The sequence below is a fragment of the Peribacillus simplex genome (genome assembly GCF_001542915.1).
Taxonomy (GTDB): domain Bacteria; phylum Bacillota; class Bacilli; order Bacillales; family DSM-1321; genus Peribacillus; species Peribacillus simplex_B.
In genome coordinates this window covers 41,123-61,498 of record NZ_LNNH01000023.1, presented here as the reverse complement: position 1 = coordinate 61,498, position 20,376 = coordinate 41,123, and the positions used below count along the sequence as shown (strand labels likewise).

General features: G+C 44.4%; 25 protein-coding genes. 9 read left to right on the top strand and 16 right to left on the bottom strand.

Features of this window, described 5'->3' with window-relative positions; all coding sequences use genetic code 11:
• Window positions 1-65 precede the first annotated feature (65 nt).
• Complete coding sequence (locus tag AS888_RS12265; RefSeq protein WP_061142436.1) at window positions 66-779, top strand: DUF2225 domain-containing protein; 714 nt, start codon at window positions 66-68, stop codon at window positions 777-779.
• A gap of 262 nt (window positions 780-1,041) precedes the next feature.
• On the opposite strand, the gene AS888_RS12260 is transcribed toward AS888_RS12265, so the two are convergent.
• Complete coding sequence (locus tag AS888_RS12260) at window positions 1,042-1,275, bottom strand: YuzB family protein (RefSeq protein ID WP_061142435.1); 234 nt, start codon at window positions 1,273-1,275, stop codon at window positions 1,042-1,044.
• 307 nt (window positions 1,276-1,582) lie between these two features.
• Here AS888_RS12260 and AS888_RS12255 point away from each other — a divergent pair, with 307 nt between their 5' ends.
• Entirely contained in the window at window positions 1,583-2,650 is a 1,068-nt protein-coding gene (locus AS888_RS12255) for an NAD(P)/FAD-dependent oxidoreductase (protein WP_061142434.1), read from the top strand.
• A gap of 75 nt (window positions 2,651-2,725) precedes the next feature.
• On the opposite strand, the gene AS888_RS12250 is transcribed toward AS888_RS12255, so the two are convergent.
• Window positions 2,726-3,055 (bottom strand): YuzD family protein, encoded by a 330-nt coding sequence (locus AS888_RS12250; RefSeq protein WP_061142433.1) that lies wholly within the window; start codon window positions 3,053-3,055, stop codon window positions 2,726-2,728.
• Window positions 3,056-3,222: 167 nt separating this feature from the next.
• Here AS888_RS12250 and AS888_RS12245 point away from each other — a divergent pair, with 167 nt between their 5' ends.
• Window positions 3,223-3,459 carry a NifU family protein gene (locus tag AS888_RS12245; RefSeq protein ID WP_061142432.1) on the top strand — a complete coding sequence of 79 codons (237 nt, stop codon included), beginning with the start codon at window positions 3,223-3,225 and terminating at the stop codon, window positions 3,457-3,459.
• Between the two features lie 179 nt (window positions 3,460-3,638).
• On the opposite strand, the gene thrB is transcribed toward AS888_RS12245, so the two are convergent.
• From thrB to yutH, 5 genes are all read right to left on the bottom strand, one after another.
• On the bottom strand, window positions 3,639-4,577 hold the full coding sequence (gene thrB / locus AS888_RS12240) for a homoserine kinase (RefSeq protein WP_061142431.1): 939 nt from the start codon (window positions 4,575-4,577) through the stop codon (window positions 3,639-3,641).
• Window positions 4,574-5,635: a threonine synthase gene (gene thrC / locus AS888_RS12235; protein WP_061142430.1), complete on the bottom strand. Its 1,062-nt coding sequence runs from the start codon at window positions 5,633-5,635 to the stop codon at window positions 4,574-4,576. Before thrC ends, thrB begins: the two co-directional genes overlap by 4 nt.
• The gene (locus AS888_RS12230) at window positions 5,632-6,930 is read right to left on the bottom strand and encodes a homoserine dehydrogenase (protein WP_061142429.1); all 1,299 of its coding nucleotides are present in this window, start codon (window positions 6,928-6,930) and stop codon (window positions 5,632-5,634) included. Before AS888_RS12230 ends, thrC begins: the two co-directional genes overlap by 4 nt.
• 190 nt (window positions 6,931-7,120) lie before the next feature.
• Window positions 7,121-8,035 carry a L,D-transpeptidase family protein gene (locus tag AS888_RS26810; protein WP_260320192.1) on the bottom strand — a complete coding sequence of 305 codons (915 nt, stop codon included), beginning with the start codon at window positions 8,033-8,035 and terminating at the stop codon, window positions 7,121-7,123.
• Window positions 8,036-8,153: 118 nt separating this feature from the next.
• Window positions 8,154-9,155 carry a spore coat putative kinase YutH gene (gene yutH / locus AS888_RS12220; protein WP_061142428.1) on the bottom strand — a complete coding sequence of 334 codons (1,002 nt, stop codon included), beginning with the start codon at window positions 9,153-9,155 and terminating at the stop codon, window positions 8,154-8,156.
• A gap of 196 nt (window positions 9,156-9,351) precedes the next feature.
• On the opposite strand from yutH, the gene AS888_RS12215 reads away from it, so the two are divergent.
• Window positions 9,352-9,828 (top strand): phosphatidylglycerophosphatase A family protein, encoded by a 477-nt coding sequence (locus AS888_RS12215; protein WP_397251665.1) that lies wholly within the window; start codon window positions 9,352-9,354, stop codon window positions 9,826-9,828.
• Between the two features lie 54 nt (window positions 9,829-9,882).
• Here AS888_RS12215 and AS888_RS12210 read toward each other — a convergent pair whose 3' ends face one another.
• The 3 genes from AS888_RS12210 to AS888_RS26440 form a co-directional block, all read right to left on the bottom strand.
• Window positions 9,883-10,650 (bottom strand): TIGR01457 family HAD-type hydrolase, encoded by a 768-nt coding sequence (locus tag AS888_RS12210; protein ID WP_061142426.1) that lies wholly within the window; start codon window positions 10,648-10,650, stop codon window positions 9,883-9,885.
• Between the two features lie 22 nt (window positions 10,651-10,672).
• Complete coding sequence (locus AS888_RS12205) at window positions 10,673-11,110, bottom strand: DUF86 domain-containing protein (protein ID WP_061142425.1); 438 nt, start codon at window positions 11,108-11,110, stop codon at window positions 10,673-10,675.
• Between the two features lie 75 nt (window positions 11,111-11,185).
• Complete coding sequence (locus AS888_RS26440; RefSeq protein ID WP_155645470.1) at window positions 11,186-11,341, bottom strand: hypothetical protein; 156 nt, start codon at window positions 11,339-11,341, stop codon at window positions 11,186-11,188.
• A 138-nt stretch (window positions 11,342-11,479) separates the two neighbouring features.
• Here AS888_RS26440 and AS888_RS12200 point away from each other — a divergent pair, with 138 nt between their 5' ends.
• Window positions 11,480-11,746 carry a DUF3055 domain-containing protein gene (locus AS888_RS12200; protein WP_061142424.1) on the top strand — a complete coding sequence of 89 codons (267 nt, stop codon included), beginning with the start codon at window positions 11,480-11,482 and terminating at the stop codon, window positions 11,744-11,746.
• A 66-nt stretch (window positions 11,747-11,812) separates the two neighbouring features.
• The gene (locus tag AS888_RS12195; RefSeq protein WP_061142423.1) at window positions 11,813-12,100 is read left to right on the top strand and encodes a hypothetical protein; all 288 of its coding nucleotides are present in this window, start codon (window positions 11,813-11,815) and stop codon (window positions 12,098-12,100) included.
• Window positions 12,101-12,130: 30 nt separating this feature from the next.
• Here AS888_RS12195 and AS888_RS12190 read toward each other — a convergent pair whose 3' ends face one another.
• The gene (locus AS888_RS12190) at window positions 12,131-12,406 is read right to left on the bottom strand and encodes a YutD family protein (protein WP_061142422.1); all 276 of its coding nucleotides are present in this window, start codon (window positions 12,404-12,406) and stop codon (window positions 12,131-12,133) included.
• 113 nt (window positions 12,407-12,519) lie between these two features.
• On the opposite strand from AS888_RS12190, the gene AS888_RS12185 reads away from it, so the two are divergent.
• Window positions 12,520-13,176: a YhcN/YlaJ family sporulation lipoprotein gene (locus AS888_RS12185; protein WP_061142421.1), complete on the top strand. Its 657-nt coding sequence runs from the start codon at window positions 12,520-12,522 to the stop codon at window positions 13,174-13,176.
• A gap of 49 nt (window positions 13,177-13,225) precedes the next feature.
• Here AS888_RS12185 and lipA read toward each other — a convergent pair whose 3' ends face one another.
• Window positions 13,226-14,140 (bottom strand): lipoyl synthase, encoded by a 915-nt coding sequence (lipA, locus tag AS888_RS12180; protein ID WP_061142420.1) that lies wholly within the window; start codon window positions 14,138-14,140, stop codon window positions 13,226-13,228.
• A gap of 169 nt (window positions 14,141-14,309) precedes the next feature.
• On the opposite strand from lipA, the gene AS888_RS12175 reads away from it, so the two are divergent.
• Window positions 14,310-15,320 carry a M23 family metallopeptidase gene (locus AS888_RS12175; RefSeq protein ID WP_081092420.1) on the top strand — a complete coding sequence of 337 codons (1,011 nt, stop codon included), beginning with the start codon at window positions 14,310-14,312 and terminating at the stop codon, window positions 15,318-15,320.
• Between the two features lie 111 nt (window positions 15,321-15,431).
• A complete protein-coding gene (gene yunB, locus AS888_RS12170; RefSeq protein WP_221408601.1) occupies window positions 15,432-16,109 on the top strand; it encodes a sporulation protein YunB in 678 nt (225 codons plus the stop codon).
• Between the two features lie 338 nt (window positions 16,110-16,447).
• On the opposite strand, the gene AS888_RS12165 is transcribed toward yunB, so the two are convergent.
• The 4 genes from AS888_RS12165 to AS888_RS12150 form a co-directional block, all read right to left on the bottom strand.
• Window positions 16,448-17,566 (bottom strand): HD-GYP domain-containing protein, encoded by a 1,119-nt coding sequence (locus tag AS888_RS12165; protein WP_311316478.1) that lies wholly within the window; start codon window positions 17,564-17,566, stop codon window positions 16,448-16,450.
• Window positions 17,567-17,722: 156 nt separating this feature from the next.
• Window positions 17,723-18,025, bottom strand: a complete 303-nt coding sequence (locus AS888_RS12160; protein ID WP_061142518.1) for a YunC family protein — start codon at window positions 18,023-18,025, stop codon at window positions 17,723-17,725.
• Between the two features lie 62 nt (window positions 18,026-18,087).
• The gene (locus AS888_RS12155) at window positions 18,088-19,473 is read right to left on the bottom strand and encodes a bifunctional metallophosphatase/5'-nucleotidase (protein ID WP_061142416.1); all 1,386 of its coding nucleotides are present in this window, start codon (window positions 19,471-19,473) and stop codon (window positions 18,088-18,090) included.
• Between the two features lie 18 nt (window positions 19,474-19,491).
• Window positions 19,492-20,319, bottom strand: a complete 828-nt coding sequence (locus AS888_RS12150; RefSeq protein ID WP_061142415.1) for a sulfite exporter TauE/SafE family protein — start codon at window positions 20,317-20,319, stop codon at window positions 19,492-19,494.
• Between the last annotated feature and the right edge of the window lie 57 nt (window positions 20,320-20,376).

The following is a 20,376-nucleotide window of genomic DNA, read 5'->3' as shown; positions in this document are numbered from 1 at the left end:
TTATAATAGGCATAAAGAATCAAGCATTTGGACTCATTAAAACTTGATGCAAGGAGGGATGCTCCATCCAACATATACAGCCTCTATACGACAAAAGCATGGAATGTCTGCTGTGCAAACAAAAATCAACCACCAAAAAGGTTCGGTCACGTTTTGCCAAAGTAACTAAGTACGACACGGACTTTTGTCCCGTTTACACTGATTCATCCATTAATGCACTTTATTATACCATTTTTGTTTGCCCTCACTGCGGATTTTCCTATTCCGAGGATTTTTCCCGATACTTCCCTCCCGCCACCAAGGAGGTCATTGAGGAAAAAGTCAGTTCAAGGTGGGTCCCGCAACATTTCAGCAATGAACGATCGATCAAGGACGCAATCAATACATACAAGCTGGCGAGTTATTGCGGTGCACTAAAAAAGGAAAAACACATTATCCTGGCAGGCATCCATTTACGAATTGCCTGGCTATACCGGATTACCCAAAACTCGAAACAAGAGGAAAGATTTTTGAAATTCGCACTTACGGAATATGAAGCCTCCTATTCGACAGGGGATTTCATTGGTACCCGGGCCTCAGAAGCCAAGATCTTATATCTTGCCGGCGACATCTCAAAAAGAATAGGAAATGACATGGCAGCGATAAAGTATTTTTCATTAGTATTCGAAAGACAAAAAAATGCCCGGGAAACCTCTCTCATCCAAATGGCCAGAGACCGGTTTCAGGAAATCAAGCACGAACAAGGAAACCGTACAATCGCCGCATCAGTCAATCGCTAGGCTGTAGTTATTGGATGCTAATTTTCGTGCTAATGCAGAGCGGAAGGGGAAACTCCACATAAGACCACGCAGGCGCCATAAAGCCGAGGGCGGTCCGCCTTTGGAAAAGGGAATGCCTGCTATAAGTCCAATTCCCTAAAAACTGCGGCGAGCAATCGGCTTCCTCCTACATTTAAAACGCTAAAAAACTGCAGACAAACTCCATTATCCATCAAGAGTTTGTCTGCAGCCTGTCCGGCTGTTCCATTGATGCGTCCTGTTTTCAGATTTCGAATTCATCAATGAACTTATATATATTTTCAACTAATTCATCCGTTGTGTCACCAGTAACCACTTCGCCGTTCACAAGAGCGTATAAGTTACTGGAGCATTTCCCACAATAACCCAGGCATCCGTACTCGATGATATCCAAATTCGGATCCCGTTCCAATCTTTCCAGAGCCTCTTGCGCGCCACTGGCCAGATTGCTTACACAAAATTCAATGATCGGATACATTGCTTCACCTCACCGTTACTAACAATCCATCTTATTACTTTTCCCATTTACAGTCAATATTTACGCATAAAAAAGCAGCCGATTTCAAGATATCGGTTGTGATTTCCTTATATATTCGTTATACTTTTGTCGGGGTATGTAAAAAGAAAATGATTAAAAATTTTTTATTCTTACTACTAATGGGGTATATATATTCAGTAAAAATTTCAAAGGTTCATTTGGGAGAATCCTAGAGTGGAATAGTTGTTTTCTACAAGTGGAACGATTATCAAATTTTTCAAAGAGATCTTATAAAGGGGAAAATCATATGAAGAATTTAGTCATACTTGGTGGTGGGTATGGTGGTATGCGTATGCTGCAAAGATTGCTGCCTAATCAGCTTCCTGAAAATGTAAGCATCACGCTTATCGACCGCAATCCTTACCACTGCTTAAAAACGGAATATTACGCTTTAGCAGCAGGCACCATTCCTGATCAGCACATCCGTGTTGCATTTCCTGAACATCCTCGCTTGAAGAACGTATACGGAGAAGTACTTTCCATCGATATGGAAAACAAACAAGTCATAATAGAAAATCAAGAACCTGTCGTTTATGATGATTTAGTCATTGGCCTTGGCTGTGAAGATAAATACCACGATATTCCTGGTGCAGACACACATACGTATAGTATCCAAACGATTGATAAATCACGCCGCACATATTCAGCTTTGAATAATTTAGGTGCTGGTGCAACCGTGTCCATCGTGGGCGGCGGACTCAGCGGTGTCGAGCTGGCCAGTGAATTGATCGAAAGTCGTTCGGATCTGAACGTTAAGCTATTCGACCGCGGACCGCATATTCTTTCAGCTTTCCCAGAAAGATTAAGCACGTTTGTCGAATCTTGGTTTGATAAACATACAATCGAAATCGTTCATCATTCTAATATCACCAAAGTTGAACCAAACCTGCTTTATAATGGCGACGAAGCTGTCCAAAGTGACGTCATCGTCTGGACTGCTGGAATTCAGCCAAGCAAGATCATCCGTGATATGGATATTGAAAAGGATCGTCAAGGTAGAGCCGTCCTTACTCCTCAGCATTTCCTTCCAACTAATGATAGCATCTTTGTCGTCGGCGACTGTGCAAGCCTGCCGCATGCACCAAGTGCTCAATTAGCGGAGTCCCAAGCTGAGCAAATCGTCCAAGTCCTTGTGAAGAAATGGGCAAATGAACCGCTTCCTGAAAGTTTCCCTGCCATGAAGCTAAAAGGGACATTAGGTTCTCTTGGGAAAAAACAAGGGTTCGGCCTTGTAGCGAATCGCCCGATCACCGGAAGAGTGGCGCGCCTCATGAAATCAGGCATCCTCTGGATGTATAAATATCATAACGGTTAATCTTATCAAAAACTGGCCCAAGAGCTGCGTACAGCTCGCCTCATGGGTCAGTTTTTTCATTGCTTCCATTATATATCACAATTGCACCTTATATCCATATTTCTCCATCGCTTCCACCACTTTTTTTAGACGTACATTTCCTTCCGCGATGATTTCATCTTCGATGAGGACAAGCGGATAGAATAAATCTTCTTCGATCATTTTTGCGGCAAAGCTCTTTTGTTTCAGCTCTTCAGGAGGATTATACAGATCGATATAGGAGATCTTAAAGTCTTGGTCTGGAAACTTCCTCGTTAAAGCGGCTTCAAGCCATTCACATGTATCTTTTGAAGAGGGCAGATTGACACAGCTCGCACAAATTTGCTCCGCACCATACACCTCTATTTCAATGTCTTTCTTTACCATACTCTTCCTCCTTCTTTCCAGTATATTTGCTGCATCTTGATTACATTATAAGAACATTCACCTTTTTCCATCGTACATATATAATATAGATTATATTTCCGCAAAGTTACAGTTGGATTTTTTACTACCTTCGCATTATAATATGATTAGGAAAGGAGTCGATTGCAATGTCTAACCAAACAATGGAAGTCCAAGTTCAAGATGTTCTAGATAAGCTTCGTCCGTTTCTTCTTCGCGATGGCGGTGACTGTGAACTAGTCGACGTAGAAGATGGAATTGTAAAATTACGATTACTGGGAGCCTGCGGAAGCTGTCCAAGTTCGACCATTACGCTAAAAGCGGGGATTGAACGTGCCCTTCTTGAAGAAGTTCCAGGTGTAGTGGAAGTTGAACAGGTATTCTAATATCCCTTTAAATAACATGCCACGTATGGATTGAAGAATCCAATTAAATTCATGCAGACAGGCACTTTGCCTGGACTGTTATAGAAAAATAAAGCTGACTCGGCTTATGCCTTATCAATGGATTGATACGGCTCGACACGGGTCAGCTTTTTTTTGTCACATCATTCAATCGCTTACGGTTACAAAAATTCCAATCCTTTTTTTTCCTGTTCCGAGAGGATTGCCGTATGACTGCCATCATTATCGATTTCCAACTCTTTCACGACATATTCCGGGAACTCCAGCTTCAATGCCGTGAGCACTGCTGCTGAATTTTCTTTGGAAGTTAAGCTTAAAACGGTCGGTCCTGCACCGCTTAGTGCTGTCCCAAATCCGCCTTCCTGAAGAACAACCTCTTCGATATGGGCTAGATGAGGAACCAACTCTGCTCTATAGGGCTGATGGAAACGATCGCTTTGCATCATTTCGCCAACAAGCTTCCAATCCTTCGTCATGACGCCGGCAAGGAACACATTGGCAGCCGCACTTCCGGCTATCGCATCTTTATAAGGCAGAGATGCGGGAAGGACATTTCTAGAATCCTCAGTCAGCAATTCGAAATCGGGAATGACAGCAATTACCTTGACTCCCTCAATTGGAAACGAAACGACATCCGTCTTTTGCTGTGTATGCAGGCCGACAACCAAGCCGCCATATACGGATGCTCCGGCATTATCGGGATGCCCTTCAAAAAGGGAGGCATGTCGATTCTTTTCATCATCGGTCAATTGGAGTTCACCTACGATGTTTGCCAATTCGATGCCGGCCACAATGGCAGAGGCACTGCTCCCCAGACCTCTTGCCAATGGGATTTCGCTGGAGACGAAAAGCCGGCATGGAGATAGCTCCTTCCCATATGCGGCAGCCGTTTTCTTGGCAATTTGAATGATATAATTTCGTTCGTCCCTTGGAAAAACAGACATCTCTTCTGAAAGCGGGATGATTTCCCAATGATCTGATGAAGATCCGTGTATTTCCAAGTAAAGCCCCAGCGCCAGACCGATGGAATCGAATCCCGGTCCCAAGTTGGCCGTACTTGCCGGTACACGGATCAAGAACATCTCTGATTCTGCGCTCATGCCTGCTTCACACCTTGCAAATGCTCTAAAATGACTTCTTCATCCATTGGCAGCAACGTCGGTTGAATCGTGCTTGTATCGACTGCCACATTCGGATCCTTCAGCCCATTCCCTGTCAGTACCGCAACGATTTTACTTCCTTTTTTGATTTCACCGCTTTTTAACTGTTTATAGATCCCAGCGATGGAAGCGCACGACGCCGGTTCTGCAAAGACACCTTCTTTTTTGGCCAGGAAATGATAGGCTTCGAGAATTTCATCGTCCGTCACCTCATCGATTTTACCTTTGGATTCTTCTGCAGCTTCGACCGCAAAGTCCCAGCTTGCAGGATTACCGATTCTAATCGCCGTTGCAATCGTTTCGGGGTTCTCGATGATGCTATCCCTGACAATCGCAGCTGCTCCTTCCGCTTCGAAGCCCCTCATTTCAGGAAGGCCCGTTTGTTTCGCTTCATTATACTCCTTAAAGCCTTTCCAGTACGCCGTTATATTCCCTGCATTTCCGACTGGAAGCGCCAATATATCCGGCGCTGAGCCAAGCGCGTCACAAATTTCAAAGGCTGCCGTCTTCTGCCCTTCGATCCGGAACGGGTTGACCGAATTCACAAGCGTTATCGGTGAGCTCTCACTAAGCGAACGGACGATTTTCAAAGCGTGGTCGAAGTTTCCTTCAATCGAGATGATTTCCGCTCCGTACATAACGGCTTGGGCAAGCTTGCCCATGGCTATTTTCCCCTCGGGGATGACCACGATGCAGCGAAGGTTGGCGCGGGCGGCATAGGCGGCTGCAGCGGCTGACGTATTGCCAGTCGAGGCGCAGATGATCGTATCGCTGCCAGCCTCGATGGCTTTGGCGACAGCCATCACCATTCCGCGGTCCTTAAACGAACCCGTGGGATTCGCTCCTTCATATTTGACATGCAGGTCGATGCCCCACTCTTCGGATAAGCGATCCAGTCTTATTAAAGGCGTATTGCCTTCCAAAAGGGATAGTGCGGGTGTGTTTTCATTAACAGGTAAAAAATCCTTATACGTGCTTATCAGTCCTTGCCAGCTCATTTACTGTCCTCTCCTTCAACTCTATATGTGCTTTTCACTTCACGTACCATATTGTAGTCATGCAGTTTCTGTTTTATTTGCTCAAATGCGGCCAAAGTGGCCGTATGCGTCACCAATACGATTTCAGAGGATTCCTTTTCATCAAGCGGCAATTGAAGGATTTTGTCGAACCCCACCCCATGCTCTGCGAATAAATTCGTAATTCTGGCTAATACGCCCACTTCATCCTGGACATGTAATCGAAGGAAGAACTTCGCGAAAATCTCCGTGGCATCTTTTAATTGCTTCGGGTACTGTGGTGAAACGGCACTGCGCCCATTCACCCCAAGCCTCATATTCTTGATGACCGTCACCATATCCGAGACGACGGCAGTGGCAGTCGGGAGACTCCCCGCTCCTGGTCCGTAAAACATCGTTTCCCCTACAGCCTCGCCATACACATAGACTGCATTATATTCGTTGTTTACCGAGGCCAATGGGTGTGCTTCCGGAAGCAGTGCCGGTTGGACGCTCACTTCCACCCTTTCCCCAGCCCTTGAGGCTACACCGATCAATTTCATTGTATATCCAAGCTTTTTGCTATATTTCAAATCCTCTTCGGATATCTCGGTGATTCCCTGTACCTCCACATCATTCAAGCCGATGTTCATCGAGAATCCGAGTGTGGATAGTATCGCCATTTTACGGGCTGCATCCAGTCCCCCTACATCAGCTGTCGGATCGGCTTCGGCAAATCCGAGCTCCTGGGCTTCCTTCAATACGTCATCATAAGCTCTGCCTTCTTTGCTCATTTTCGTTAAGATGAAGTTCGTCGTTCCATTGACGATCCCCATCATTTTCGTGATCCGGTCCGAAGATAACCCATCTACAAGTCCTCGTAAAATCGGGATTCCCCCGGCAACGCTTGCTTCATAGAATAAATCACATTGATTTTCAGTGGCCAATTCCAGCAGTTCCGGTCCGTATAAGGCCATTAAGTCCTTATTGGCCGTGACGATATGCTTTTTATTTTTTATCGCTTTTGTCAGATAACCGCGTGTTTCCTCAATTCCACCCATAACCTCGATCACGACATCGATTTCGGGATTGGAAAGGATATCCTCGGGATTTTCCGTTAGCATGCCTTTATCAATCTCGACAAGCCGCTCCTTGGTCGTATCTTTGACTAGTATCTTCTTGATGGATATGGAACAGCCCACTTGATGCATCAGCTTGTCCTGATGGCTTTCAATGATTTGCACGACTCCTGATCCGACTGTACCTAACCCCAATAAACCGATCGAGATGACTTTCATATTTGGCTCCCCCTTAGAAACTGTTTATCTACAGAAAACATTTGTATTTGTATAGTAGACATTATAAGTTCAATTCTCATAATTATCAATAGTTAGAAAAAAAGCATTGCCGAACTTTTAGGATTCAACCCTTGATGCAGTAAGCACGGATGTGGTGAATATTTTTAACGGAAAACCCTTTCCCCCATTGCTACTTAACGGGTTTCAATGATTCCTCCGTACCCATGATGATGTGTGGCTTTTGCGCGGGGTCCAGCCATTTCAGCAAATCGAGGACGTTCTTTTCCGCAGTTGCCACGCAGCCAGCAGTCGGCTTCGTTTCCCCTCGCCAAACATGAAGGAAGATTGCACTGCCTTTTCCTTTCACGATGGGATTCGTATTATAATTGATGACCGCCCCATACTTATAAAGTTCATGATTCATCTTTTCAAAGGACTTCCACTTTTGATCAGGGTCCCCCTTATAGGTCTTCCACTTGTTATAATCCTGGGATGATTGATCATCAATCCAATAGTCGTATTTCGTCGTTTTCCTATAGTCCATTTTTAGGCCGTCCGGCTTCGTTTCGCTTCCGAACGCCGTCCCGAATGAGTAGATTCCTACCGGGGATTTCCCATCTCCCTCCTTCTTGCTCTTCGTGAAGCCTTTTTTCCCGATGACGCCCTTCATCTTATTCAAGGTCCGTCGCCACTCGCCGTCTTTCTTTTCATATGGCTGGATCGAAACCCTCACATCACCCATCGATTTAGCCGTCACGGATACAACCTGGTTGACGCCTTTTCTCGTTTCGATCTTCTTCAGCAGGGATTTTTCACCGGTGCTGAAAACCTCCCTTGCATGCTTCATGCTAATATAGGCGGTCTTTTTCGCGTGACAAACTTTATACCAGCTTCCGCTTCTGCCACTGACCGATAATTCATCATTTTTCTTGTACGTTTTTAAGGTTTTACTTGAAGCGGAAGCCTTTTCTTTCACATCAGCAGCCGTCTTCATGACGATTTTGAATCGTGGCGCTTCACAGCCCGTTTTCGTTTCAGCCTGCGCAGGCAAGGTCACTTGAAGGCCCAACAGAAGTAAAAGGCCTGCCATCATCACTTTTTTCATCGACTCTTCCTTTCCCATCTTGGTTGAATTCGCGGATAAAATCAAACTATTCAAAAAAATCTTGTTATCATCATAACATAGTCAATCTGGATGAATCATATTTCTTTCCAGTTTTCAGCTAAATCCAATCAATTTTAGGCAAATCATATTGTTTGGCCGGAACTTCGGCCAAATCATAAAAGTGTTTAAGGAAGGATTCATATTGCTGGGATGATTTCGTGATTTGTGCGATTTTATCTTCCAGCTCATTCGATCTTGCTTCCGTTGTCTTGGAGAAATATTCTTCTACCGTTTCGAAATAATGAATCGGAAATAGCATTCTCGAATATAACAATCGTGCCGAAAAACTAGAGAACGGTTCAATGGTTTGATATTCGTGAAAAAAGCGGCCGATGCCGCGCTGGTGCGTATGCACATTCGTAAAGTAGTGTTCCCTCACCCATTCTGCCACATCCCTCGTACCGTGATCGAATACCCAATCAAACGGATTTTTCACCCATTTATTACTTTTCCAAGTATCGTGCAAAAAACGTTCGTAACAAACCGTGCCGCTATCGACAATTTGCGGCGTATCATCAATTTCCGTGTCGACCAAATATTGAATCGCATTTTCCCCTAGCACCATATAATAGGGAAAGGTTTCTATAAATAATTTTTCAAACTGGTTATCGGGATGGGCTGTCAGCTTATCCCTCCAAATCCGTTCCAGTTGATCGATCCTTTTCTCCCAGAGCTCTTTCCATTTACCGATTCTCGAGCAGGCGGAAATCGTTTCATTAATCCCTCTCCCACGCTGATGAAATCTTGCCAGTCGTCTTCCTGGGTTGAAATTTTTCGGACCATCCAACGCCTGGTTGCCAAGAAGGATGAATAATTGTTCATCGGCTTCTGAAACATAACTGCCATGATTGGCCAAGACGAACGCCGAAACGTGACGATCGCCTTGGGAAATCATATGTTGTGACATTTTATGGCGTTCGACCAATTCCTCCTGCTCCATATTCTCTATTGGAACGATGCTGTAAAACATGTTCCCTGACCGAAAACTCGGAAACCGGCTATTAGCCTCTTCCCGCTCCACTTGGATTCCGTAATTATTGAAAATGATTTCTTCTATCATGGAATGGCCCCCTTCATTGAATGGATATAATAGAAATAGTGGACATCATATACTTATATATATATGTGGAATAACCCGTTTTCTGAATGATTATCGAAACCTTTTGGAAAAACGAAGCACTTCCTGGATTCACACTAGAACTTATCCCTAATACTATAGAGAAATGGGTGATGACATGGCTAATATCGAACAATCAATGTCTGAAAAAACAGCTCGCAGATGGCTAAGTGAACGAGGAGTTAAATTGGAGGATATCGCGGAGCTTGTCATGTATTTACAATCTAGCTATCATGAAAATCTCCAAATGTCCGATTGCCTTCACAATGTCGAACGGGTCCTTTCAAAACGAGAGGTCCAGAATGCCATCCTGACCGGCATCCAGCTGGATATACTGGCTGAGAAAAAATTACTTGAGGAACCTTTACAGAGCATCATTGAAATAGATGAAGGGCTATATGGAGTCGACGAGATATTGGCCTTATCGATCGTCAATGTTTACGGATCGATCGGCTTTACCAATTATGGTTTCATCGATAAACAAAAACCGGGTATCCTAAAATATTTAAATGATAAAAGCACAGGCAAGGTCAACACCTTTTTAGATGATATCGTCGGGGCCATCGCCGCTGCCGCTTCGAGCCGGCTTGCCCATCGAACCAAGAATGTAGAATGATCAGGCAACAAGGACAAAAAAAACCAGGGCTGCCAAGGGCAGACCTGGTTTTTTTCATTCAAAGTGCCAGAGGTCGAGGGTGTTGACCACATAGGTTGGCTGCTGCTCATATTCCTTCAGGCGTTCTGCATTCGTAACGCCAGTATGGACAAGCAAGGTATCGATGCCAGCATTGATGCCGGCCATGATATCCGTATCATAATTATCTCCGACCATGATCGTATCTTCTTTAGGTACCCCTAAAACTTGAAGCGCTTGCTCGACGATGACCGATTCAGGCTTACCGATGAAAATCGGCTGTACCTGGGTCGAAACGGAAACAACGGATGTCAACGCACCATTCCCGGGTAAGAGGCCTTGTTCGGTAGGAATGGCGATATCCCCATTGGTCGAGATGAAGACAGCGCCATTCCGGACTGCCAGGCAGGCCTTTGAGAGCTTCTCATAGTTGACGCCGCGGTCGATGCCCATCACGAGGAAGTCCGGGTTGTCATCGACCAGCTCCATTCCTTTTTCCTTGATGGCCTCGATGATCCCTTCTTCACCCACCACATACACGGAAGCGTCTTTTTTTTGTTGGGCTATGTAATTCGCAGTCGCCATGCTTGTCGTGAAAACTTGATCATCTTCCGTTGCAATCCCGATGCTCCTCAATTTATCAGCAACCTGTGCCGGGGTCCGGGACGAGTTGTTCGTTACGAATAGGTAAGGGATCTCCCTTTTCCTTAGGTCATTGATGAACCCGGCCGCCTCCGCAATTTGTTCGGTCCCGCGATACATCGTGCCATCTAAGTCAATTAAATATCCTTTATACGCCTTCATTTCGTTCGCCTTCCTAACACTGCTAGTTTTTAAAAGCTGATACAGGTCCCAATTCATTCGTTAAATAGTCCCTCACTGAATCAGGGAATGACTTGAATGCCTCGATGTTTTCCTTGAATACGGAATGCAGTTCTAGGTGATCGACTTCGATGAAATCCTGCACCAGCATTTTCCTTAATGGCAGCGCTTTTTTAAATTGCAGCGCTTTATCCTCCGAAATGACTTTTTCATCATGGAGGATATCGATAATATCATCATAGCTGCCTGGGTCGCGCATGATGAAACCATCGATTATCGCATTTCCTGCATCAAGCACCGAATCGATGGAAGTATGTACCAGCCTTTCTGCGATAAGCTCCGAATGGTCTCCATTCCGATTATCCAGCCCTTCAAAAAGTCCAAGCTGCTTTTCAAGAAAAACCAATATTTGTTCAATCTTTTGACGGTCTACAAAGTACATTTTTTCCAGATCCTTTCTGATCTAAGGTGATATGGGGATCATTGCTATAATTGATTGGCAAGCCTGATCATATTCCTATGCCAAACCAGCCTCATTACTTGATGATACCATAGCTTCTCCCACACTCTCAATTCCTTCAGCCCCATTCCCTTCAACGTATGGCGGATGAGTGCTCTTTTGATGGATGGACCACTGGATAATGCGCATGATGTACCTTTGTATTCTTAACATAAATCCCTTGAACCATGCTGGTGATCCCGCCTTGTCCCACGCAAGGCAGCAGGAAACCCAATCTGAAAATGACTGTTCCCCTATTAAAGTCGCTTTGTTATGATGTAACTACAAATAAATAACAAGGGGATGATACTATTGGAAGATCGTTTTTATTTATACAACGATGTCGTTGATTCAAAAACCCGGTTCATCAGTTTCATGGGAGAGGAATCAAGGTACGATTTGGCGATCACGACAACCGATCGGTTTTATGGAAAAAAACTCGTGCTGAATATGCAGAGTAACCGTTTCGCCATCATTGGACCGGATGATTTAGAAGAGGAAGGCTACCTTGAGCATGCCTTTCAGCTGTCAGAAGCGGAGGCGGAAGAACTAAGTCACTTTTTAATGGAAATTGTCTAAAAAGCTGAAGTTTTCTTCCCGAAGGGGAAACCTACTGAATGTACGATTACTTGAGGGGGGATTACTTTGGACAAAGAAGAGTACCATGACTTCTCCAATGTCGAAAAGCAGCGGGATTATCTGATTCCTGAAGAATTTCCCGAAGGACCTTTTGGATCACCCATAGCAAAAGATGAACCAGTCGAGAATAAAAACACACCATGGCAGGAAGGGCAACGGTACCAAAGTGCCTTCAATTATGAAAACAAATCACTGCATGAAGATCTGCCACGAAAATACCCTGGTGCTCATCCGACACATGATGATCCTGAAAAAGATGAACAGCCGCCCTATAAAGGGTACGGAAGCTCATGACTTGGAAGGCCAGAGCATTTCTGGCCTTTTTTATTTCTTGATTTTCTTCGCGACGAAATACGGGCAGCCAAAATTACAGTATTCATATAAATATTCACTAAGTGTGCTGATTTTCGTGTCAAAGGTCGCTTTCTGATTCGTATCATCAAAAAAGCCCCGCAGCCTTAATTGACCATAGCCCCAGTCCCCCACAATATAATCATACTTCGTTAAAATCTCACTGTACCTGGCTTTAAAGGCTTCTTCGTTATAGCCTTCCCTTTCATCCTCGATTATTTCATAGGTCAGGTTATTGATGGTAATCATTGCTTTCACCTCTCATTCATACATTCTTTCTTTAAATTATAACTGATTCCCCATCAATTACTAAGCGAAAAATAGAGAAATATGTCCATCCTAAGGTTACGGGGGTGTTATTGATGAAAAAGACAATCATGACGTTAGGTTTAAGCTCGATCATTGCACTGACGGGATGCTCCGATAAACAAGAGCAGGGACTCGGTGCAAAGAACCATGCAGGCAACCCGACAAATGTAAATAATCCCACTCAGTACTATGACGAGGATTATCGGAACCATGATAATAAAAGCGATGATTTTGGCTTTACCCGGACAAATAAGACGACCATTAATGGGCGCAATGTTTCCAACAAAACCGCTTCCATTGATCGTGAACAACTTTCTGATGTCATTTCCAAGCTCAGTGTACAGATTCCGAATGTCAATGATGTATCCACCCTTGTGACCGATGAGGAGGTACTCGTCGTTTATGATACGGATACCAAGGATAGAACGGATACCGCCGACCAAGTGAAGCGCACTGCCATGTCCGTCGTCCCTCGTTATTATCATGTATATGTTAGTGATGATCCCACCCTTGCCCAAAATGTCGAGAATTTCGCTACCTTGAAATCAGGCAGCAGAGGCATTGACTATACGATTGAACAGACCATCAAAAGCATGCTCAAGTCACCACAAGGATACAAGATGAGTGACGTGGAAAATGAAAACGGGGAAATGATCAACGATAAAAGAGATCATCATGATAACATCAAGCAAAAGATGGACAATCTCTAATCGGCAATAAAATGAAAGGACCGAAAATATTTCGGTCCTTTCGTTCATTCTATTTCAATAGTTCTTCGCCTTTGCTTTGCTTATGTTTTGCCGCTGCATTGACCTGTTCATCCGCATGATAGGAAGAACGGACAAGCGGACCGGATTCGCAGTGGCTGAAGCCTTTTTCCAAAGCGCGGTCTTTTAATTCAGAAAACTCCTCGGGCGTGTAGTATTTAAGAACCTTTAAATGCTTTTTGGTCGGCTGCAGATACTGGCCGATCGTCATGATATCGACGTTATTCGCCCTTAGGTCATCCATCGTTTCAAGGATTTCCTCCCGAGTTTCGCCTAGACCGACCATCAAGCTGGATTTCGTCGGGATTTCCGGATACAGCTCCTTGGCCCTTCTTAACAGCTCCAATGAACGCTCGTATTTCGCCTGCGCCCGCACACGGTCAGATAAGCTTCTGACGGTCTCTATATTATGGTTGAGGATGTCTGGCTTGGCATCCATCAAAATTTTGATGTTTTCATGCACCCCGCCCATATCAGATGGCAATACCTCAATGGAAGTGAATGGATTTTTACGGCGGATGGCACGAACCGTTTCAGCAAACACCTCGGCGCCTCCATCCTTTAAATCATCACGGGCGACAGCCGTAATGACCACATGTTTTAAATTCATTAACACAACGGAATCAGCTACGCGCTCAGGTTCAGCCCAGTCCAGTTCATTGGGACGTCCGGTTGTAACCGCACAGAAACGGCAAGCCCTTGTACATATTTCCCCTAAGATCATGAAGGTCGCCGTTCTTCTTACTGCCCAGCATTCGTGGATATTCGGGCATTTCGCTTCCTCACATACCGTATGGAGATTTTTCTCTCGCATCATATTTTTCAAACCAAGGTAATTTTCATTAGTATTAAGCTTTATTTTTAACCAATCTGGTTTTCGAAGAATTTCTTTATTTGTAGAAGACACGGAAATGTCACTCCATTCTATAGAAATTAACACACCCTACTTTAACAATAAAAATACATTTATACAAGTTATAGTTGGATTCCCATTATTTATTTTTCATGTTTGAAGCTAAATCAGCAAAACTATAAAAGATGAACGGACTGATGTTTTTATAAATACGGATAGTGTCATGAAAGGAGCTGCCCCGTTGAAAAGATTATTCTTCCTTACCCTTGCTTGTTTGTTCATTTTGAAAGGTCCAAGCCAAGTGGCTAATGCTGCTGTCGATATCCCTGAAGCATATGCAGGGAGGATGGAGCTATATAAAAATATGGAGGCGACACTCCAGATTCCATGGTATTATCTCGCTGGAGCCGATCAATATGAACATAGCATACGGCTTGCACGGCCGGATCTGGAGCCGGCGAAAGGGTTGATTGGCCTCAATATCGAGCCTTCAAAATGGAGAGGCATCCTTAACCCGAACTTAAATGATGTAAACCCGCTCACGATCACCTTTTTTGATGGTTTGGGCGTGGATGGAAATGGTGATGGCAAGGCGGATATCATGAATGATACGGACCGTTTATATGCGTTTTCCAAGCACCTCCGGAATTATGGCACCGATGAAGATAATATCAGGATCGCCCTTTGGGATTATTATAAACGGGACAAAGCCGTCAGCATCATCATGGGCAATGCAGAAATCTACAAGAAATATGGCCGACTGGATTTACAGGAAAAAGCCTTCCCGGTCCCTGTTCGGACTCATTATACGTATTTGAATACATGGGGGAGCGCTCGCGGCTGGGGAGGCAGGAGGATCCACGAGGGCACTGACATCTTTGCTGATTATAGCCTGCCGGTTCGGTCGACCAGTTATGGAATCATTGAAATGAAAGGCTGGAACAAATTCGGCGGTTGGCGGATAGGGATACGGGATTTAAATAATACGTATCATTATTTTGCCCATTTAAGCGGGTTTACCGAAGGGCTGAAGGTTGGGCATATTGTCGAGCCAGGACAAGTCATCGGAGGAGTGGGCAGTACAGGTTATGGCCCTCCAGGAACATCAGGTAAATTCCCTCCGCATCTCCATTATGGAATGTACAAAGATAACGGCCGCACGGAATGGAGCTTTGACCCTTACCCATACTTAAAAATGTGGGAAAGGAAAGATTTAGCCAAAAAGCAAAACTAAGCAGCGAGGAATTTTGCGCTGCTTTTTTTCGATTTCAACATATTCCCCTGAAGCTGACGCATAGGTATTAGTAAAGGGGGCTAAAGCGTGTTCCGAAAAAGATTTCGCCCAATGAAATTCCGAAAAAAGGGGCCTCTCCCCACCCGTAAAGTTTTTCTTTATTCCTTCATCCTTTTCATCCTATCAAGCATCATGACACTTTGGTACGTCGATAAAACCATCGAACCTGTAATCATGAATGTCGCCGAAAATGAAATCAAACGGATTGCCACGGAAACGATCCATGAATCGGTCGATGAGAATATCTCCAAGATTGATATGAAGGAAATCATCACCAACAATAAGGGGACTGAGGGTACCAGTTCTTCCTATAGCTTCAATCCAGTCATATACAGTGAGTTGCGCGCCAACATCACGAAAGACATTCAAAGGAAGCTTGGCATCAAACAGGGAAACCCTTTTAAAACGGGTTCAGCTAAAATAAATGACGAACAATATAAAAGCGTGGTCTATTATATACCTTTAGGCGTCGTTACCGGAAATAACCTCCTCTCCAACTATGGACCTGAAATTCCAGTGAAAATGTCAGTGATCGGCAATGTTGAATCGGACCTAAGAACAAAACTGACGAACGCGGGCATTAATAATGTCTATTATGAATTGATCGTGGATTTTGATGTCAACATCCAAATCGTCATCCCTTCTTTCACCAAAGAGACCAAAGGTAAGCCAGGAAGTGACAGTCGGCAGCTTATTGATCGAAGGCGATGTACCAAGTTATTTCAGTAATGGCAACGGGGCGGTCGCGCCAGCCATCATGAAGGAAAACAAGCAATGAAAAAACGAGCCTGCCCTAAAGTAAAATGTAAGCCTATAGAGTAGCCAATTTGAAGAACCCGCCTCATTGGATGCAAAGCTCAAACTCGCGAGTAACGGTACCTTAGACCGTTCAAATCCACTGCAGGTGAATCGCGGTCCGCCCTCTGCTTTCAGCCTGCGAGGTCTCACGTAGACGCGCATGTCCCGCAGGAGTAGTCTCGGACCTTCCATTTCACTGCACCTAAAAAAATGCCGTCTGCAAAATGCAGGCAGCATGTCTTACTTACCAAAGGGTATATTTTATAGGGTTAGGCTGGTTCTTGTATATTCAAGCATTTCATGATCAGCAAATGCAGGTTCTTATTCATGTCCACCTCATAGGGTTCTTTGATCTGTTCCCCATTTTCCTCAAGGATCCTTATCAGGGGCCGGTCCCCTATTCCTTCATTTTGAGCGCAAACGACCCCTTTTCTCCCATCATTCAATTCTACCGATAGGCCGTTCGGGTAGATGGCGACAGCTCTGCGGAAAGCTTCAATGATCGTATTATCGAACTTTTTGCCGACTCCGGCATAAAGGACCTCCAACCCCTCATGAGGCAGCATCGCTTTACGGTAAACCCGATTGGAAGTTACGGCATCAAACACGTCCGCAACGGCAATGATCTTACAGAAATAGTGGATTTCGTCCCCTTTTATCCCGCGTGGATATCCAGAGCCATCCAACCTTTCATGGTGCTGGTAGGCACAATTGGCAACGATAAGCGAAACCGTATGAATATTCTTAATTAGATGGAATCCGTAATCGGCATGCTTCTGGATTTGTTCAAATTCCTGTTCCGTCAGCTTACCGGGCTTACGAAGGATATCCAAGGGGACAAGCATTTTACCGACATCATGCAAGATCGCTCCCAAACCGAGTATCTCCAAGTTCTTTTCATTTATATTCAATTCCATCCCAATCGCCAGCGTATATAAGGTCACATTAAAGGAATGAGTAAAGATATAATCATCGTATGTATAAACATCCGCCAGTAACGTCATTAATTCTTTATTGCTTTTCAGCTCTTTCATGATGCTGCGGACTATTTGGGTGAACTTGACGCTAGCCTGCTCAATCGTGAAAGATGCATCGAGGTTGATTTTATCCTTCATATCCTGGAACGTGGTTTCAATCGTATTAATGGCTTCTCTCCTAAGCTTCCCGGAAACTGGTGGCATTGGAATAATGTCATCCGTCCTTGGATCTTGAATGTAGACAAAGGGAATATTCAAGGAAACCAGTCGATCGATCATTTTCTGTGTTAATGTCAAACCCTCGCACAATAGGATATGGCCCCGCTCATTATGGATGTTTTTTCCGAGCCTGGCTCCAGGGCTTAAAGACTTTGTAATAGCTAGCCTCATACTTGTACTCCATTTCCCCATTCAAGATTTGGTATCGAACCGTTTCTTTCCTTTATAAGGATTATCGGAAAATATTTTCATAAATGAATCCGTTTAAAAATATTTATTGATAAATATCCGAAAAACTTGGTGAAATAAAATAAAGGCCCCCTTCTGGATAAAAGAAAGCCCGCCTTTTTAGATCATTTTGATTAATGCTTCTTTACCGATCATTCCGGGATAGATGCCCATAGCCTCCGCTTCCCACGTTACCGATTCAAGCGGTGCATCCAAAAGCTCTTCAATCGACTTTACACCGGTGGCCCTGCCTGCTAGGATTTTACGATCACTTAATTTTTCATTTAACAGCCCCACATCCAACGCACCGCACATTATATACCCTTTTTCGGAAGCCACAGCAAGCAAGTTCGTTTTGGGAAGCCGGACAGAAATGGCTAAGAAGGTATGACTATCAAGTATTATTGGTATCATGTTAATCAAAATGGTTTCGCCCCTTTCTTCCTCATACAATATGAAAAAAAGGGCGAAACCGTGATTTGGCATTAGGCTTCTCTATATATTTTTTTCAGCTTCCACGCGAGGATATCCCTTAGGAATTCAGGCAACAGATACTCCTTGCGATTGGAGCGCTGGATACTCGGAAAGAAATGCCCGAATGTGAACATATCCGGTATGGCCAATTTATAGGATGCATCTGGCCGCAGCTTCTCTCCATCTATCAGGATCGTCTTGACGATCCCGTTCTCGATTTCATCGAATTCAATTCGCTCATAATGCATGACTCCCATGATTTTCCCGCGAAAACCAAAGCCTTTCACCTGAAGATCAGGCCATTCCTCATCCCTGGATTGCATGAGTATTTCTTTTAATTCATTCCCATTGACTTCAACGATACAAGGATTGATGGGATGCGGACAGATCCGGTGAATATCCCCTTTGGTTACTGGACCCTTTAGCAATCCATCAAGCAGCAGACCGGCATTCAAAAAGGTACAATCAGCCTTACTCCATTCCCTAAGCGCCTCACCGAGGATTTTCGTGAGGGGGCTCACTCTGAACCAATCATTTTCCAGCGCTTCCGGCAGGTCCACCACGACCTCGTCCAGCGTTTCCCCGCCTGCCAAGTACATGGCTTCAACCCAAGAACGTTCATCCTCCAATTCCAAGAAATCATTGGTGTCATAAAGAATCGCTTTCTTCTTGGAAATTCGTTTATCCTGATCAATGGTCATTTCGACCTGCCCTACGTAAAACCCATATTTTCCTGCACCGCATAGGAGCACATCATTGACCAGTTTCCCTTGATGAAGGATATGATGAGTATGCGCGCCAAGGATGACATCAATCTGCGGAAAGTCCGCTGCCATCCTTTCATCGTCATGGATGCCCAAGTGTGAAAGGATGATGATGACATCCGCCTTGGCCTTAATCTCTTCAAGCTGTTCTTTTAATTCCTCGAATGGTTCAGTCAGTTCCCAGTCCATCGCGGAGTAGAACTTTTGAAAAAAGGCAGTCAAACCAATCAGTGCAATCCTCGTGCCTTTCGCCGTTGTATGTATCCAATAGGGCAGCGCCCATTCCGGCCTCTGATGATTCCGGTAATAGATGTTCGCTGCCAAGACCTTGAACCTTGCATGATCGTATAAGGAATCCAACCCTTCATGAGGCAAAGTGATTCCTTCATTATTGCCGATGGTCACATATTGGTAGCCCGCTTCATTGAGCAATTCAATATTCCCCTTACCTAAGGTGCCTTCAGTATAAGGATGCCAGCGGTCCACATGATCACCTATATCGAATATGATCGCTTCTTCACCCGTTTCTTGATGAAGTTCCCTTCTTTCCTTAAGAAACTTCTCGATACGAGGCCAATTCTCAAAATGACTATGAAGATCATTAGTGTGATATAAATGAATGATTTCCGACATCATTTCCTTCCTCCTCGCTTATCCGGTAATCCCTTGGTAAATAAGACGTAAACCAATGATTATCAGAACTATTTTCAACATATTTTCCAATGACGCGCTCTTTAGCCGCGTATTGATCCATGCCCCCCATTTCGCTCCGAACCACGCTCCCGGTATCAGGGCTAAAGCATAGGGCCAATTGATATTCCCAAGTGAAATATGGGTGATCGAATTCGTGATGGACGATAGAAATACCATGAACATGGAAGTTGCCACCGCCATATGCGGCGGGAAGAAGAAAAGCAGCATCATCACGGGAACCATCAATGCACCACCGCCTATTCCAAATAATCCTGAGCAAAATCCAACGACAAATGAAATCAATACCGCTGCCAACGGATGGTATCCATATGTAAACGCCTGTCCACTTTCCATTTTATGTGTTTTAACGATTTTTCCTTTTCCGGGCTTGAAAACCATCGGCTTCAAGCGGTCCTTCACCAATAAAACAATGGCCATGAATACCATGAACATTCCAAAATATAAGGAGAAGGCTTCGATATTCAGGCTTTTATTTACATAGGCCCCAATTATGCCGCCAGGGGCGCTGCCAATGAAGAAAATCAAGCCTGCCTTATAATCGACCACCTTATGCTTTACATAGGCTAAAGTGGAGGATAAACCGGTGAAAATCATGATCACGGTAGAAACGCCTACCGCCACTTGTGGTGTCAATTCATCGATCATATGCGTCGATGTACCAAAATACAAAAGGGAAGGCACAATGATGATGCCGCCTCCCAGACCGACAAGAGAGCCGATTGTTCCCGCTATCAAACCAATACTTATCAATATCAACCAAACCATGTCCAAATCCGCCTTTACCTTGTTGTCAGTCAAGCGCTCCTTAGCTAGCTTGTCTAT